The sequence below is a fragment of the Legionella israelensis genome, assembly GCF_004571175.1.
Taxonomy (GTDB): domain Bacteria; phylum Pseudomonadota; class Gammaproteobacteria; order Legionellales; family Legionellaceae; genus Legionella_D; species Legionella_D israelensis.
The window spans coordinates 2,876,530-2,892,695 of record NZ_CP038273.1; the positions used below are offsets into that span (position 1 = coordinate 2,876,530).

Consider the following 16,166-nt stretch of genomic DNA (forward strand, 5'->3'; position numbering starts at 1 on the left):
GGAATGAATTCAATTCATTCCGGCAATCAAAAAAGTAATTGTTATGCGTTCTCAACAAGCTGTGACTGACCTTCGTCACTGGTTGAGTGATAAACTTTTTGTTGTTGGAGAAAATCCAGCACATCGCTTTTACGATACAAAACCTTACGACCGATTTTTAAATAAGGAACGCCACCTCCTGCCCAGCGATTACGTTCAAGTAACTGGGTGGAGCAACTTAAAACGGCTGCAATGGTTTGTTGATTAAAGAGTGCTGATTTTGGTGCAGATTCAAATTCGTTTAATAGATTTAAACGGGATGGTTTTTGTGCAGGCATAGGAATCTCCGCAATTGATTATTCACTCAGCATCATGCTGAACCAGTTCAATCCTTTGAATGAATCCCAATGCCTTTCCGGCCTAGCCAGAACAAAACATTGTTCTTCTCCTTTCCTTAGCTGAATTTAGCTCCTGCTCAATAGCCTTTCTTGGCAAATGATAGCTTAAATTTCAAGCTCGGAAAAAGTATTGCTTAAACAATCATAATATGTCAAGTGTTTTAAATCTTGTTAAAACTGATTATAAAATTTCGGGATGAAATGTCCCACCTGTCCCTTATTTGAAACCGAACCATGGGGACAGCTCTAACCCATAAGCTGTGCGGGTGCCCCACTTGTCCCTTATGTCCCACAGAAATTTAAATAATCCCTGAGAGAAAATTGAATATTTATTTTAATGCCCTGGGTTTCACTTCGTTGCACCTAGGCTACTCGCTGATGAGGGTGTTCCTACTTTTAATCGTGCATTAAGAACATTGAAGCTTTCAGATATACCGGCTTAATCAGTAGTTTTGATCGTTCCGATCCAATAAAAGGCTAATGATGTGCTAATATGGTGATTTTTATCAAAGAGGAAATGACATGGAATGGAAAAAAGCGCTGGCGGTTAACGATCTTGATGAGCGCAAAGTAGTTAAGGTAGAAGAACATAAGATTCTATTTATTAAGCAAAAAGAAAAGATTCATGCCGTGCAACATAATTGCCCTCATTTCAAATTGCCATTATTTAAGGGAAAAATCACTGAGGATTGCGCCATCATCTGCCCATTCCATAAGAGTGCATTTGATTTAGAGACTGGTGATGTCAAAGACTGGTCTCCTTGGCCGCCTGTGGTTGGCAATGTCTTAGGGAAAATTTCAAGAGAAAAGACCTTAAAGGTCTACCCCACCAAGATAGAAGAGGGCATGATACTGGTTGGAATCTGAATCTTCGAAAATTAAAATAAATTCAAAAAAAGAAGGGTCGACAGCATTAGCGAAGCAAGCGTAGGTCGGGCCTTGGTCCGACACCTCTTGAATTCGATGGTATAATTAGCTATAAAACGATCCTAGGAAAAGGATCCAATCTCATGCAATACATTCGAGCCAAAGTGTCTGGCGCTACGTATTTTTTTACTGTTAATCTGGCAAATAGAACAAATGGTATATTAATAAAACAAATTGACATCCTTCGTGATGCCATTCAAATAGCTAAAACAAAATATCCTTTTAAAATATATTGTTCTGAATTTATTTCAGCAGTTGGCATATCCTGGATGTAGGCGTAGCCGTAATCCGGGCTACGCTTGCTAACTCAATATAATCAGTCATCTATAAATCCTTTATAAAAAAACATAATATCAGTATAGACAATTATTTGTAACTCATTGATTTTACTGGTGCCGTTGCGCAGAATCGAACTGCGGACCTATTGATTACGAATCAATTGCTCTACCAACTGAGCTACAACGGCAGGCGGGAAATTATAACTGGATGTTTGGTGAATCTTCAAGATTTTTCATTGTTTTATGGAAATGATCGTTAAGAAAAGAGGACTGGCTATTCTGACAACTGATTGAGATTTTCATTTAAGTGCTTTTCGGGACGGCTGAACTGCTTTTTATGATTGATTTGCCAATAATGGCGTTGTCTTTTAAAAGGCAGAAGCAGCAATCTTGATAATGTATTATCGGATGGTTTTGCATAGGCGGGAACGCCAATGGTAATTGCTCTTTGAGGGACATTGAGTCTTATGGTTCGATGCAGGCGATCCCAGAAAGAAAAAATAACCCCGTAATTTCGATTTGTCTCATCTTGAAAATTAGAATGATGAATACCATGCATTCGTGGTGTAACAATGATTTTATTTATCATTCTTTCAAAACGAATCGGTAATCTTATATTGCTGTGATGAAAGAAGGTGCCGGCTTGAAAGACAAATTCATAGGAAAAAAAGATGATGGGATTTGCACCAATCAAACCTAACTGAATAAGTCGAAAAAGGCTCGAATAAGCAATTTCTACAAAATGAAATCTCATAGATGTAGTCACGTCTAAATCCTGATCCACATGATGCACATTGTGAAAGCGCCAAAGTAGCGGGATTTTATGATTTAGACGATGCCAATAGTAGAAACTAAGATCCATCAGTAAAAAACCCGATACAAAAATTAAAAAACTGTTTAAAGGAAGCAAGGGTAGCAGACCGAATCGATAGATTTGTGTCAAGTCAACCATATATTTTGCCGAAGGAGCAATCAGTATGCTGGCAGTAATATATACCAGGAGTGTAAAGGAGAAGTTAACGGCCATTCGCGATAGTAACGGGCGAACCGGTGTTCTCAAAGGGCGGATTTGCTCAATAATAAAAAGAGAAAAATAAATAAAGACCAAAAAAACAATAATGATATATCTCATATGCATATAAAAAGTCGTTCAATGAGAGTTTTTGTAATGATGCATTAAAATGTAGTAGTTCAAACTTGATCTGACAGTTACCGGTTTTTCAGAAGTGTCTGTCAGGTCAAATTCAGCCTATCAATTTTTCCTTCCAGATTTGTTTGCCATCAATCAATGTTTGCATTGGAGTACGTCCACAGCACATTTTGCCTTGATGGGTGCGCTCATTATTATAATAATGAAGCCATACGTCCAGATCTTTTTGCAGTTCATCCATGTCATCGTAAACTTTCTTACGGAATGTGATTTGATAAAACTCCTGCAAAATCGTTTTGTGGAAACGCTCACAAATACCGTTTGTTTGCGGTGATTGTGCTTTAGTTTTCGTGTGATCAATGTTGTTAATAGCTAAATAAAGCTGATAGTCATGCTGTTCTACTTTCCCACAATACTCTGTACCCCGGTCAGTTAAAACACGCAGCATAGGTAACTGCTGCTGCTCAAAGAACGGCAAGACCTTGTCGTTAAGGAGATCTGCTGATGTAATAGGCGTTTTTGTTGTATAGAGCTTGGCAAATGCCACTTTGCTATAAGTATCAACAAAAGTCTGCTGATAAATGCGGCCAACTCCTTTGATAGTTCCCACATAGAATGTATCTTGGGAACCAAGATAGCCAGGATGTGCTGTTTCAATTTCGCCGCAAGCCTCATCATCAAACTTCTTCTTCTCCAAAGCTGCAATTTGTGCTTCTGTGAGAATAATGCCCTCTGATGCTACTTTGGCTTCAAGTGCCTTCAAACGGTCTTTAAAGTTAGCTAAATTATGCCTAAGCCAGACGCTGCGAACGCCACTAGGGGATACAAAAATCCCTTTCTTACGCAACTCATTACTGGTGCGTAGTTGACCATGAGCTGGATATTCTATGGCGTACTCTTTTACCGCTTGCTCTATAGAATCGTCAACACGGTTCTTGTGATTAGGTTGCCTTCGTGACTTATCAAATAAGGCATCTACCCCACCAGATTCTACCGCTGATTTATAACGATAGAAGGTGTCTCGTGATAAACCCATTACCTTACAGGCTTTCGATACATTGCCTAATTCTTCAGCTAAATTTAGTAAGCCAACTTTGTGTTTAATAATTTTAACGTTATTATCTATCATGAGAGTTTTCCTTTTGGTTTTGTTAAAGTTTGCACTTCTATCAAAACCGGAAACTCTCACCTTTTCAAGTGGTTATGTCAGATTAAGTCGAAACTAATTCAATTAAAACTATTTTTTAGGTAAGTCTCTATATTATTTATTTTCACCTGGAATTAGGCTTACTCGACATCTTCGCAGCAATAATTTTTAACTCATGTAACGCAGTTTTGTCTTTTTTGCCTCTTTGGACGCATTTTGGAATTTCAAATGCTCATTTACTCCATGTAAACTGCGCTTTAAAATTCCAAAATGCGTCCAAATCTTCTAAAAAATACTGTGCTGCATAATATGAGTTTTTAAGAAAAAAAGCTTATTTAATGTTCATTTAAGCAAAATAAGGCAAAATAGTTTCATATTTGCACAATTATTGATTTTGCGAGACGAAGTTATGCCATCCAGCACTGAAAAAATTTTAGGCCGGTCAAGTCCAAAAAGTGCTGTAAATTCCCATTAATTCAGCCTATCAAGTTAGTACGTTATTTAGTCAAAGCATTCATCCCTACAACATTAGACTTTCCGGCTTCATTCTCAGCCAGCCAGTCATTAAATTCGTCCATATTAAGATAACGCCTTGATTGCCACTGCTCGTTTTGTTCAGCTAATAAAGCGCCAATCAGCCGCCATGCAGAATCATCATTAGGAAATATCCTTATCACTCGTTCTCGGCGCCTGATTTCCTCGTTAATTCGCTCTTGCATGTTGGTGGTGCGAAGTCGCTTCCTGTATTTCTCCGGCAACGCCATAACTACCATGGCATCGTCAAAAGCCTCCTCAAGGCAGGTAACTGATTTTGGTGCTTTTTTCTCAAAGGCATCAATAAAATCATCGCGTCTACGCCTGGCTTCTTCCATATCAGGTGCCTGAAAAACAAGCTTTGCCTTTTCAGCAACATCTTTGCGGTGTCTGACAGAGCAGTGCCCGAGGATGTTGCGCATCAAGTGAACTTGGCATCGTTGCCAGGTTGCACCTTGAAAGTGCTTTCTAGCCGCTTCCACAAGCCCTGCATGCTGGTCTGACACAACATACATCACGCCTTTTAGCCCACGAGATTTTAGCCATTTAAACGCTTCATCCCATGTAGCATAGCTCTCAGTGTCACCAATGCGAAGGCCCAGTATTTCACGGTAGCCATCACTTCTGATACCCGAGATGGTCAAGGCTGCTCGAGACACGACTCTGTCACCATCACGACACTTGATAAACATCGCATCAACCATGATAAATGGGTAGTTGTCACCATCAAACCGACGCTCGTTGAAGGCTCTGACTCTTGCATCAAGACCAGAACACAGTTGACTGACGGTTGACTTTGAAAAACTAGCACCGCAAAGTTCTTCAGTAATGTTATTAACTTTTCTGGTTGATACGCCATTAACAACCATTTCCATCAGAGCCAATACAAAAGCCTGCTCACTGCGTTGATAGCGCTTAAAAATATCGGTAGAAAAAGAGCCATCACGTGTCTGCGGCACTTGAAGAGTGACTGGTCCCACACGAGTGTATAGTTGTCTTGGACGGTAACCGTTACGATAGCCTATACGTTCACCTGAACGTTCATGCTTGTCTGCTCCCAGACTTTCTGACACCTGTGCCTCCAATACCTGATTCAATACACCTTCAACAAGCTTTGCGAGCCCATCCTGGCTTGATAAAAGTTCTGGAAGCAATTCCTTTCCAACTGTAATATTGTAATCCGTCATCGCTAATCTCCTTCGATAGTTATTGTTTTTCACAACTCAATAGTACCGAATTTTAGCGATGACTCCACTCCTAAAAAGTCAACCTGAATTTACAGCAGTTTACGGACATAACCTTTAGGCCATATCCAACCCCTGAATATAGAAACCTCAAGAACCGTTAATTATTCTAAAATGCAAATGTCACCGATTGGACGGATTTGTTTTCGTGGCGATGATCGCAAACCCAAAACAATATTTAATACTGGTTTTGAAAAGAGAGAGGTCATCAGCGAAAGACTTTTTGATAAAATAAAACAAATTTATAAAGAGCACATACAAACCCAACCTTTTGAGCCAAAAAAATTCATAAAAGCGGTGGAAGATATTCGTGAGTTGGTAGCAAGTGATGCTTCTTTTGATTTAGTCCAGGAATTTTCAAACTTAAATGAATTTGTTTATGAAGGCTGGTTAGCTAAAATACTTTTTTCACATAAAAAAAATCGTTTAGTAGTTGCCTCAGACGATGAAATAAAAGATATTAAAAAAGGCATTTACAGCCCCTTCGAATCTCATCAGCTGGTTTCTGTCTCCAAGAGATTTAAAACGGCTGCACTTTTTCCTATTCCTTCTGAGGTAGATGAGGACTTTACAAGAGATAACACTTACATCTATGCAGTGTATCTGAGGGAAGGTTATGATGTTCATATGCAAGGCGTTGTCAGCAGTCTTCTGAATGCATCTACCAGCAAGGAAGAGGTGGTAAAGGCCTTTAAAAAAGCCAATTCACATTTAAGCGCTAAAAAGCTTGAACACCATATTCAGAACATATTGCACGCAGAAAAAATAAGCAACATGGATATAAAAGAAGCTATGCTCATGTATATAGAAGAAATAGTGACAAAAAACATATCCTCTGAAGATATTATCGCTGCGGTTCCTATTCGTCGCCAATTTCAATTAACAAATGAGGGGTTTCTTTCCGGAACATTCCAATTAGAAAATGATGTGCAAATGAATATAGATTGCGAATTGGATAAAAAAACCATTAAGCAGGTTGAAAGCTTTTTAAAAAAAGAAATAAAACTAAATCATAAAGCGAAACTTCCTGAACCAGAAGAAGGGTATTATGAAGGTTTTCGATTGGAAATGGCTTAATCGCTCATGTTACGTAGCTTCATCTTTTTTTCATCTTTCTAAAACATACTGTGCTGGTGACATGAGTTAGTCAGAGAATATTTTAGAGTTTGTTGAAATGTTTGGTTTTTGCTGAAGAAAATGGCTTAAAAGAGTTAAACCATGTTCACTAAGGATAGCTTCAGGGTGAAATTGCAATCCAAACAATGGATACACGCGATGTGAAATCGCCATGATCGTTTCACCAGACCATGCATCGATATTAAAACAGGACGGAAGGGTAGTAACATCAGCTGCCAGGGAATGGTAACGTGTGGCTTCAAATAAATTAGGGATACCGTGAAACAATTTTTGATAATTATGTTGAATGCTCGATGTCTTTCCATGAATAATTTCAGGTGCCTGAATGATTTTTCCACCGAATGCCTGTGCCAGGCACTGATGACCTAAACAGATCCCCAGTATAGGTATTTTGTTATGGAAGGTTTTGATGACATCGAGAGATATACCTGCATCATCAGGTGTTTTAGGGCCTGGAGAAATAACGATATACTGTGGATTAAGCTGTTCAATATCTTTATTACTGATGGCATCGTTTTTATATACGGTAATTTTTTGCCCAAGGCACTGGAAATATTGCACCAGATTATAAGTAAAAGAGTCATAATTATCGATTAACACTATCATGAAAAAATAAAGAGGATAGAAAATAAGTATTTTAAGCAGAATGTTTCATTTTTGCGAACGCTTTTATACCTAATTTTCTTGTGCAAGCTCTAAGCTCTTTCTGGCCGAGACAGGCCATATTTGCGCATTTTCTCTACCAATGTTGTACGCCTCATGTTGAGGAAATTAGCAGCATGAGCTACAACCCAATCGGATTCATCAAGTGCCTGATTAATTAAGGCCAGCTCTGTTTTAATTAAATGTTCTTTTAAATCAATTCCTTCCGAAGTTGTATCTAACTCTTGGCTGATCATTTTGAGCAACTCTTCATGCTCATTTTCGGGCTGTATATTTTCTTTTTTATAAGCGCTTGAGTATTTGCTTCTGAAACGTTTGGGTAGATCTGATTCATCAATAATACCATTCGGATGGAGAATAGATAATCGCTCCACAAGGTTGGCTAATTCCCGGACATTACCTGGCCAATGATATTCAGAAAGCGCATCAAATGCTTTGGGCATTAAATGGACAATGGGTCGTCCATTCCCTTCAAGTCTTGAAATGAGCTCATTAAATAATAAGGGAATGTCTTTTTTTCTTTCGCGAAGTGGAGGCATTCTGATAGGAAAGACATTCAGTCGATAATATAGATCTTCTCTAAATTTACCTTCTTTGATGGCCTCCTCCAAATTACGGTGTGTTGCAGCAATGATACGGACATTAACCTCTATACTTTTATTGCTGCCTACCCGTTCAAAGCAATGCTCTTGCAGTACTCTTAATAATTTAACCTGCATGAATAAGGGCATATCACCGATTTCATCTAGAAACAAGGTTCCACCATTCGCCAGTTCAAATCGCCCTTGCCGGGAGGTGATGGCGCCCGTAAAAGCGCCTTTTTCATGTCCAAATAGCTCACTTTCAAGTAGCTCTGCAGGTATAGCTCCGCAATTGATTGGGATAAAAGGCTTGGCTGATCGAGAAGACAAAGCATGGATGTTTCTGGCAATCACTTCTTTTCCTGTGCCAGATTCTCCTAGCACCAATACACTGGCGTTTGTATCAGCCACTTGCTCTATAAGTGTCCTTACCTCACATATAGCATCGCTCATACCGACCAGACTGCGAAATAAGGGGGTTTTTTTCTGATTCTCTATAACGGCTTTTCTAGAGGTTCTGGCCATTTGGCATTGATGTAAGGCTTCAAGCATTTGAACGTAGGTAAAGGGGAAGCTCAACGAGAATACAATATTGTATTTTGCCGAGGCTGTCGTGCTTAAATTGTCATCGATTAAAATAACAGGAGTTTCGGGATATTGCTTTATGGTCAGTTCGAGCTCATCAAGTGTGGCACTTTGGGATTTGTCAGCACCCAAGATTAAGACTTCTGGTTTTTTATTTTTTTGCTCCAGCTCATCTGAATAACGGCTGACCTCTGTATTTTCACCAATAAAACGACATATTGTACGTAATTTTTCAGCACGTTGTATGTCATTGTCGATAATATAAATAAAACGCTTAACGCCCATTACTTATCCATAAGTGAACTTACTTACCTTAAAGTATCGACCAATGATCTGCGGACTGTCAAATTCATGACAAAACACTTTATGAGCTGTCATAAATCAGTCAAAAAAGGTGAGAAAAATGTGAAAATGAATTAAACAGGCTGCCTTTTCTCGATCAGATAAATGCTCATTGGGCATTAAAATGTTAGCGACTGCATACAATATACTTAAAACCATCACAGGACGGGCCAAAACACAATTTTTGCGAGCCAATGGTTTTGCTGGCATGGATGGCTTTTTCACGTTTAAATTGCCTTGCTTCCATATATCCTAGCCGTCTACAAAAAGATTTGGCGGCTTTTAGCCCGCAACCTGTATGTTCGCCGTAACACCAGTCAACTCGATAATTATTATAGCGAGGATAGACAAACTTTTTCTTACTGTAATGGTAGGTTTGATCGGGCGTATGGGGGATTTTTTTAACGCAAGCTATAGTTACAAAACCGTTGCATCGCCATCCTTTGCAGCGTGCTTTTGTGGAAATGTAGTGGGTTAAACCTATATTGTGAGCAATGATCTGTTGGCTGGCATAATCGTAGCCCATGGATTTACAATACCGATCGGCAACAGGCTTTCCACAGCAGGTTTGGTTCAACATGCAATAGGCTAACCGTCCGCCATGATACATGGGATGCCAGAAGTTTCGTGTGGCTATTTGCTTGTTTGAAACAGCAAAAGCTTGATTCAGGAGTAAACAAAATACAAGCTTAATAATGATAAAAGCGCGGATATTGATCATGATTATAATCCATTGACTTCAATTTTCTTATGTTAAATCATTATGATTTATTGATCCAAATTCTTATACTGGATTGTTCGTTTCTATATACTGATGCTCAAGGGCAAAGCTTTCAGCAAGATGCTGGCCAAGGGCTTGTACACCATATCGTTCGGTGGCATGATGACCACAGGAAAAATAATGAATTCCAAGCTCGAGCGCCTGATAATAGGTTCTTTCCGATATTTCTCCACTGATGTAGGCATCAGCCCCTAACTGAGCGGCATCGATAATAAAGTCCTGTGCAGCACCCGTACACCATGCAATTCGTCGAATGGGTTTATCGTGAGCGGTGACGTGCAGAGGTTCTCGCTGCAGTTTCTGGTTTAGTTGTTTTCGGAATTGCTCTGTATTGATAGCCTCCGATAAAACACCCGACCATAAAAGATTCCTGATTTTGCCGGCATTGTGTTGTTGACATTCATAAATATTCAAGAGCCTGCCAAGACGGACATTATTTCCGTATTCCGGATGACAATCAAGAGGTAAATGATATGCAAAAAGGCTAATGTTATGATTCATGATGGCCTTGATTCTTTGATACTTCATCCCAGTAATGACGAGCTCTTCTCCTTTCCAGAAATAGCCATGATGGACAATAATTGCATCCGCACTTTCCTCAATAGCCTGAGCAATTACTTCTTTGGATGCAGTAACTGCTGTGCAGATTTTGTTAATCTGTGGTTTACCTTCTATTTGCATGCCGTTTGGAGAATAATCGGCAAAATCTTCACAGCAGAGCAGGGTATGCAGATAGTTTTTCAGTACGTCTCTGTCTATCACTATACGGAAATCCTTTTGATATCAGCGTTTAGCATGGACAATTTTTCTTCAATTCTTTCATAGCCACGGTCCACATGATAAACGCGCTCAACGACTGTTTCGCATTCTGCGGCAAGACCGGCAAGAATCAGGCCGGCTGATGCACGTAAGTCGGTTGCCATCACAGGAGCTCCCGTGAGCTTCTCAGTACCGTTAATGAATGCTGTGTTGCCGTTTAATTTGATTTGTGCTCCCATGCGCTGTAATTCCTGGACATGCATAAAGCGGTTTTCGAAAATGGTTTCCGTGATTGTCGATGAACCGTTGGCAATAGAATTCATGGCCATAAATTGTGCTTGCATATCCGTAGGAAATCCCGGATAGGGAGCAGTGGATATATTCACAGGTTCTGGCCTTGTGTTGTGCATGTTCAAGCTGATCCAGTCTTCACCTATGGTCAGATCAGCTCCAGCTTCTTCAAATTTACACAGTAAAGACAGCAGAGAATCCGGTTTTACTTTCCGAACCGTTACATGGCCACGAGTTAAAGCGCCAGCGGTCAGGTATGTCCCGGCTTCTATGCGGTCTGGCATAACGGTATAATTGCAGCTTCGAAGTGTGTCTACGCCTTCAATTTCAATGGTTGTTGAGCCTGCGCCTGTGATATTCGCACCCATTTGGATAAGGAAATTGGCAAGATCGACCACTTCAGGCTCACGAGCAGCATTTTTAATGATGGTTTTACCCTGAGCAAGCACAGCAGCCATCAGAATATTCTCGGTTCCTGTGACGGTTACGGTATCAAACATGATGGTTTTGCCTTGCAGTCGACCTTTTTTACATCTTGCTTTGATATAGCCGTTTTTTACGGTAATATCAGCTCCCATCAGTTTAAGTGCTTTTAAATGCAAATCGACCGGCCGTGTTCCTATAGCACATCCGCCTGGTAATGATACATCTGCCTGGCCGAACCGGCTGAGCATAGGACCAAGTACAAGAATAGAAGCCCGCATGGTTTTAACCAATTCGTAGGGAGCAACAAATTCATTCACTTGACTTGTGTCGATCTGAACATTCATTTTTTCATCGACCACAAGTTGCGCGCCAAATTGTCCTAAAAGCTCCATCATAGTCGTAACGTCTTTAAGATGAGGGACATTGGCAATAGTGACGTTATCCGTGGACAATAATGTGGCTGCCATGATAGGGAGTGCTGCATTTTTCGCGCCGGAGATAACCACTTCACCGTGCAGTGCCCTGCCACCATTAATGAGTAACTTATCCATGTTGCTCTCTCCATTCTTCTTCGGTCAGTGTCTTCATGCTAATAGCATGCAGGCTGCCAGTGGTTATGTAATCCTTTAATTGCGCATAGACCCATTGTTGTCTTGCAACGCGCGACTTTCCAACAAAAGCGTTGGAAATAATCGTGAGATGGTAATGATAGCCATCACCTTCTACAATAGCCTTATGTACTTCATCTAATTTGTTCAGCTGGTTTTCCAGTTCTTCATTACTTAACATATTTAAGGCTCACTACTAAAATATAGATCAGTTTGGTGTTATATCAACAGATCATGGATGCCACAAAATTCTGCCAGGCTTTGTGTTTCTTTTGAAACACCGGTTAGCATCAACTGTCTATCATGTTTTTGACAAAATTTTTTGACATCAATAAGCAAGGCAAGACCTGCGCTGTCACAATGTTTTACCCCGCTTAGATCAAGGTAGATTGCATTGTTGTGGTGAGAAAGAATATGCTGAAATAAATTCTCACGGACAGCAACGACGGTCTCAAAAGTCAAGGCAGTAGTCAGTTTGTAAGCTGGGTTATTCATCATCCAGCCTTTTGATTATGCTGCTTCATTTCCTGAATAAGTGCCTTGATACTGGAGTATTGTAAGGCTTGGGCAAATTGGGAACGAAAACTTTGTAAGAGACTGACGCCTTCCACACTCATATCATAAATTTTCCATTGACCATTTTTAGAGACGAGGCTGTAATTTAACGGAATATTCTGGCCATTTGAACGAATAATAATGGAATTAACCCGCAGAAAACGATGATTAAGATTGCCTCTTATGGGCAAAAATTTTACAGACTCATCCGTGTACTCAGCAAGAGGGCTGGCATAAGTGCGAATGACTAATTGAGTGAACTCTTTGGCAAATTCTTTTTTTTCAGCGGTGGTTGCTTTTCTCCATGCTTGGCGGCCAAGGACCGAGCGAGACATACCTTGCACATCTACAATAGGCAACAAATGTGCACGAACAGCCTGGTATATAATATCTGAATTGGATTTTAATCCAATTTTGTTTTTTTTGAGAGTGTTGATGATTTGGTTCGCCGCATTTTCTAACATTGGTAAAGGTGATGTTTGTGACCATCCCAATGATGTAAACGTTAAGCATAGAAGCAGAACTATGGATTTTAATGGTTTCATAATTTCACCTATTTTTTTATATTAAATATGAGTTGACCGATTAAATTTTCTAAAATAATCGCTTGCTGAGTTTTGGCTATGACGTCCCCATCTCTGAGATAGGGATGATCGTTGTTATTTTCCTCAAAACCCGGAACGATACTGATATAATTGGAGCCAAGTAACCCTTCAGTCAAAATACGTGCCGAAACATCTTCGTAGGGTATTTTTTTGTCTTTTCTCAGTGACATGCTAACTTTCGCATTTAATTCTTCTGGCTGCAATTCAATGTTTGTGACTTCACCAATTTTTACACCCGCAATGGTAACAGGCGCTCGTACCCTTAATCCACCAATATCTGTAAAATCAGCCGTTACCGTATAATGATCAGTGGATATCAGATTTGAAATACCGCTGACTTTCATAGCCATAATCAATAAGGACAATAACCCGAGCAGCATAAATAGCCCCACGCTGATATCAAAATAGCGCTGCTTTTTCATTTTACCAACCTCCAATCATCATAGCCGTCAACAAGAAATCAAGTCCCAAAATGGCCAGTGAGGAATAAACCACTGTTTTGGTCGTTGATTGACTTATTCCTTCAGCCGTGGGTATACACTCGAAACCTTGATATACTGCGATCCAGGTTACCACAAATGCAAACACAAGGCTTTTTATGATACCGCTTAATACATCAATACGAAAATTTACTGCAGCTTGCATATTAGACCAGAAACTTCCGGCATCAACACCAAGCCATTGCACTCCTATAAAATAACCACCATACACTGCTATTGCGGAAAAAATTAAAGTTAAAACCGGCAATGCGATCAATCCGGCCATAAAACGGGGGTAAATCACACGGGATAACGGATCAACACCCATCATATCCATGCTGGATAACTGTTCTGTCGCTTTCATTAAACCAATCTCGGCGGTAAGTGCAGATCCCGCTCTGCCGGCGAATAATAAGGCACTGATCACAGGCCCCAGTTCTCTGGTAATACTTAACGCCAGTAACTGTCCGAGCTGACTGTCTGCGCCGAATTTTTGCAGTGTATTGTAACCCTGCAAACCAACAACCATTCCAATGAAAAGCGCAGATACTACAATGATGAGACATGACAGTACACCAACAAAATGCAATTGTCTGCATATCTCAGGCCATAATTTTTTAATTTTAGGTTTTCTGAGAAGCATGAGAAGAAGAAACATTCCGGAATGACCGATGTTCTGGAGAAGATTAAAACCCCATTGGCCAAAACGAGCAATTATATCAAGCATCCATTAACTCCTCTATATAGGGTCTTGCTGGATAGTGGAAGGGAACAACACCATCCGATTCGCCATGCATAAATTGTTTCACTTGCGGTTCTTCTGATTGTATAAGTTCTTCAGGTCTTCCCTCACCAATGATCTTTCCTCCGGCTATCAGATAAATGTAATCGGCGATACTGCAGGTTTCATTGACATCATGAGACACAATAATGGTAGTGATTCCCAGTAGCTGATTTAGCCGTTTTATTAACCGGACTAACACACCCATGGAAATCGGATCCTGGCCTGTAAAAGGTTCATCGTACATGATAAGTTCTGGATCAAGAGCAATCGCCCGAGCCAAGGCAACTCGTCTTGCCATGCCTCCTGAAAGTTCATCTGGCATGAGATGGGCCGCACCGCGCAGACCTACGGCTTCAAGTTTCATCAATACTATATCGCGCAGCATGGACTCATTGAGGTTGCTGTGTTCACGTAAGGGAAAGGCTATGTTTTCGAATACCGATAAATGGGTGAATAAGGCGCTGTTTTGAAATAAGAGTCCCATTTTTTGCCGGATAGTATAAAGTTCTCCACGTGATAATTGATGGATGTTCTTATGATTAACCAGTATATGTCCAAAGTCAGGGTATAATTGCGCACCGATTAATCGTAGTAAAGTAGTTTTACCGCTGCCGCTGGGTCCCATAATGGCAGTAATTTTGCCTTTCGCAAACGACATATTGATATTATCAAAAATCGTCTGCGAACCTCTATTAAAGGTTAGATTGCGTATTTCAACCCAGTTTTCTGGCATAAAATAGTTTCCATTAGACATTTAGACATTAGAATTTGAAGTATATACCGGTTCTAAAAAAATTGTGAAATTTGAAGTGCAAAAATGATCCGCAGCAAAGAAAATTCAATGAATGAGGGAATGATAAATAATGAAAAGGAATTATTCAATTAGCGACATTCATGTTAGTATTATGATAAACTTGTGTATTTTGCGAATAGTCATTAATGCCTATGAATTTCTGCACTCTTGGACTTGCGGTTATTGAAACGGAAGCACAAGCTGTTTTCGAATTAACTCAACGTATCGATGCTCGTTTCGAGGCAGCCTGTAAGTTATTACTGACTTGTAAAGGGCGTATCGTGGTTACCGGTATGGGGAAGTCCGGCCATATAGCCAATAAAATTGCCGCCACACTATCCAGCACAGGAAGCCCTGCTTTTTTTATGCATCCTGGTGAAGCCAGCCACGGAGATTTGGGCATGATTACCCGACAGGATGTGGTTCTTGCACTCTCTAATTCGGGAAATACACAAGAGTTAATTACGCTTCTCCCCATTTTAAAACGTCTGGAAGTTCCCTTGATTTCATTGACAGGAAATAAGGATTCTATATTAGCGAAATCTTCCGATGTGCACCTGGACGTTAGTATAAAACAGGAAGCCTGTCCTTTAGGTTTAGCCCCAACGACCAGTACAACGGTTGCCCTTGTAATGGGTGATGCCCTCGCTATTTCGCTGTTACAGGCACGCGGATTCAGTGCTGAGGATTTTGCTTTATCCCACCCTGGCGGGGCACTGGGCAAGCGTTTGTTACTGCGCATTGATGAACTGTATCATACCGGCGATGAATTACCCATTGTCAGAGAAGATTCTACAATCAGCGATGCCCTTATTGAAGTAACAGCCAAAAAACTGGGCATGACCTGTGTCGTTGACAAACATGGCTTTTTAGTAGGGGTGTATACAGATGGAGATGTGCGGCGCACATTAACACAGCAAATCAATATTAACACCACTCTATTAAAAGAGGTCATAAAGCCAAGTTGCTATACGATTGAAAAAGGTGCTCTGGCTGCTGAAGCCGTTTCCCTTATGCAGAAACACAATATTACCTCATTAGTGATCGTGGATATGGAAAATCGTCCTTATGGTGTATTGCATTTACATGATTTATTACGGGCTGGGGTTTTTTAGATTGG

At 40.2% G+C, this 16,166-nt stretch carries 18 protein-coding genes, 1 tRNA gene and 1 pseudogene; 4 read left to right on the top strand and 16 right to left on the bottom strand.

Annotated features, from left to right (window positions below; all coding sequences use genetic code 11):
- Positions 1 to 41: 41 nt before the first annotated feature.
- Entirely contained in the window at positions 42 to 317 is a 276-nt protein-coding gene (locus tag E4T55_RS13275; RefSeq protein WP_058500406.1) for a helix-turn-helix domain-containing protein, read from the bottom strand.
- A 582-nt stretch (positions 318 to 899) separates the two neighbouring features.
- Here E4T55_RS13275 and E4T55_RS13280 point away from each other — a divergent pair.
- Both E4T55_RS13280 and E4T55_RS13285 read left to right on the top strand, forming a co-directional pair.
- Positions 900 to 1,244, top strand: a complete 345-nt coding sequence (locus tag E4T55_RS13280) for a Rieske (2Fe-2S) protein (protein WP_058500407.1) — start codon at positions 900 to 902, stop codon at positions 1,242 to 1,244.
- Positions 1,245 to 1,387: 143 nt separating this feature from the next.
- Positions 1,388 to 1,579: a hypothetical protein gene (locus tag E4T55_RS13285; RefSeq protein WP_058500408.1), complete on the top strand. Its 192-nt coding sequence runs from the start codon at positions 1,388 to 1,390 to the stop codon at positions 1,577 to 1,579.
- A 115-nt stretch (positions 1,580 to 1,694) separates the two neighbouring features.
- Here E4T55_RS13285 and E4T55_RS13290 read toward each other — a convergent pair.
- The 4 genes and pseudogenes from E4T55_RS13290 to E4T55_RS13305 all read right to left on the bottom strand — a co-directional run bounded on the left by E4T55_RS13290 (position 1,695) and on the right by E4T55_RS13305 (position 5,600).
- Positions 1,695 to 1,770, bottom strand: a tRNA-Thr gene (locus tag E4T55_RS13290).
- Positions 1,771 to 1,856: 86 nt separating this feature from the next.
- Positions 1,857 to 2,720 (bottom strand): sterol desaturase family protein, encoded by an 864-nt coding sequence (locus tag E4T55_RS13295; protein WP_058500409.1) that lies wholly within the window; start codon positions 2,718 to 2,720, stop codon positions 1,857 to 1,859.
- A 12-nt stretch (positions 2,721 to 2,732) separates the two neighbouring features.
- Positions 2,733 to 3,861: pseudogene (locus tag E4T55_RS13300) on the bottom strand (IS481 family transposase).
- 515 nt (positions 3,862 to 4,376) lie between these two features.
- Positions 4,377 to 5,600, bottom strand: a complete 1,224-nt coding sequence (locus E4T55_RS13305) for an IS256 family transposase (protein WP_115325208.1) — start codon at positions 5,598 to 5,600, stop codon at positions 4,377 to 4,379.
- Positions 5,601 to 5,771: 171 nt separating this feature from the next.
- On the opposite strand from E4T55_RS13305, the gene E4T55_RS13310 reads away from it, so the two are divergent.
- Entirely contained in the window at positions 5,772 to 6,734 is a 963-nt protein-coding gene (locus E4T55_RS13310; protein ID WP_058500951.1) for a hypothetical protein, read from the top strand.
- A 66-nt stretch (positions 6,735 to 6,800) separates the two neighbouring features.
- Here E4T55_RS13310 and E4T55_RS13315 read toward each other — a convergent pair whose 3' ends face one another.
- The 11 genes from E4T55_RS13315 to E4T55_RS13365 form a co-directional block, all read right to left on the bottom strand.
- A complete protein-coding gene (locus tag E4T55_RS13315) occupies positions 6,801 to 7,400 on the bottom strand; it encodes an anthranilate synthase component II (protein WP_058500950.1) in 600 nt (199 codons plus the stop codon).
- 89 nt (positions 7,401 to 7,489) lie between these two features.
- Entirely contained in the window at positions 7,490 to 8,908 is a 1,419-nt protein-coding gene (locus E4T55_RS13320; protein ID WP_058500949.1) for a sigma-54 dependent transcriptional regulator, read from the bottom strand.
- Positions 8,909 to 9,092: 184 nt separating this feature from the next.
- The gene (locus tag E4T55_RS13325; protein WP_058500948.1) at positions 9,093 to 9,686 is read right to left on the bottom strand and encodes a hypothetical protein; all 594 of its coding nucleotides are present in this window, start codon (positions 9,684 to 9,686) and stop codon (positions 9,093 to 9,095) included.
- A 63-nt stretch (positions 9,687 to 9,749) separates the two neighbouring features.
- Complete coding sequence (locus E4T55_RS13330; RefSeq protein ID WP_082636472.1) at positions 9,750 to 10,508, bottom strand: Nif3-like dinuclear metal center hexameric protein; 759 nt, start codon at positions 10,506 to 10,508, stop codon at positions 9,750 to 9,752.
- The gene (murA, locus tag E4T55_RS13335; RefSeq protein ID WP_058500947.1) at positions 10,508 to 11,773 is read right to left on the bottom strand and encodes a UDP-N-acetylglucosamine 1-carboxyvinyltransferase; all 1,266 of its coding nucleotides are present in this window, start codon (positions 11,771 to 11,773) and stop codon (positions 10,508 to 10,510) included. Before murA ends, E4T55_RS13330 begins: the two co-directional genes overlap by 1 nt.
- Positions 11,766 to 12,011: a BolA family protein gene (locus E4T55_RS13340; protein WP_058500946.1), complete on the bottom strand. Its 246-nt coding sequence runs from the start codon at positions 12,009 to 12,011 to the stop codon at positions 11,766 to 11,768. The genes murA and E4T55_RS13340 overlap by 8 nt, the downstream gene beginning before the upstream one ends.
- A 38-nt stretch (positions 12,012 to 12,049) precedes the next feature.
- Positions 12,050 to 12,328: an STAS domain-containing protein gene (locus E4T55_RS13345; protein ID WP_082636471.1), complete on the bottom strand. Its 279-nt coding sequence runs from the start codon at positions 12,326 to 12,328 to the stop codon at positions 12,050 to 12,052.
- Positions 12,325 to 12,930 (bottom strand): MlaC/ttg2D family ABC transporter substrate-binding protein, encoded by a 606-nt coding sequence (locus E4T55_RS13350; RefSeq protein WP_058500945.1) that lies wholly within the window; start codon positions 12,928 to 12,930, stop codon positions 12,325 to 12,327. Before E4T55_RS13350 ends, E4T55_RS13345 begins: the two co-directional genes overlap by 4 nt.
- Before the next feature lie 8 nt (positions 12,931 to 12,938).
- The gene (gene mlaD, locus E4T55_RS13355) at positions 12,939 to 13,412 is read right to left on the bottom strand and encodes an outer membrane lipid asymmetry maintenance protein MlaD (protein ID WP_058500944.1); all 474 of its coding nucleotides are present in this window, start codon (positions 13,410 to 13,412) and stop codon (positions 12,939 to 12,941) included.
- A gap of 1 nt (position 13,413) precedes the next feature.
- Positions 13,414 to 14,196 (bottom strand): lipid asymmetry maintenance ABC transporter permease subunit MlaE, encoded by a 783-nt coding sequence (mlaE, locus tag E4T55_RS13360; RefSeq protein WP_058500943.1) that lies wholly within the window; start codon positions 14,194 to 14,196, stop codon positions 13,414 to 13,416.
- Complete coding sequence (locus tag E4T55_RS13365; RefSeq protein ID WP_058500942.1) at positions 14,189 to 14,986, bottom strand: ATP-binding cassette domain-containing protein; 798 nt, start codon at positions 14,984 to 14,986, stop codon at positions 14,189 to 14,191. The genes mlaE and E4T55_RS13365 overlap by 8 nt, the downstream gene beginning before the upstream one ends.
- A 212-nt stretch (positions 14,987 to 15,198) precedes the next feature.
- Between E4T55_RS13365 and E4T55_RS13370 the strand changes: the two genes are divergently transcribed.
- Complete coding sequence (locus tag E4T55_RS13370; protein ID WP_058500954.1) at positions 15,199 to 16,161, top strand: KpsF/GutQ family sugar-phosphate isomerase; 963 nt, start codon at positions 15,199 to 15,201, stop codon at positions 16,159 to 16,161.
- Positions 16,162 to 16,166: the final 5 nt, after the last annotated feature.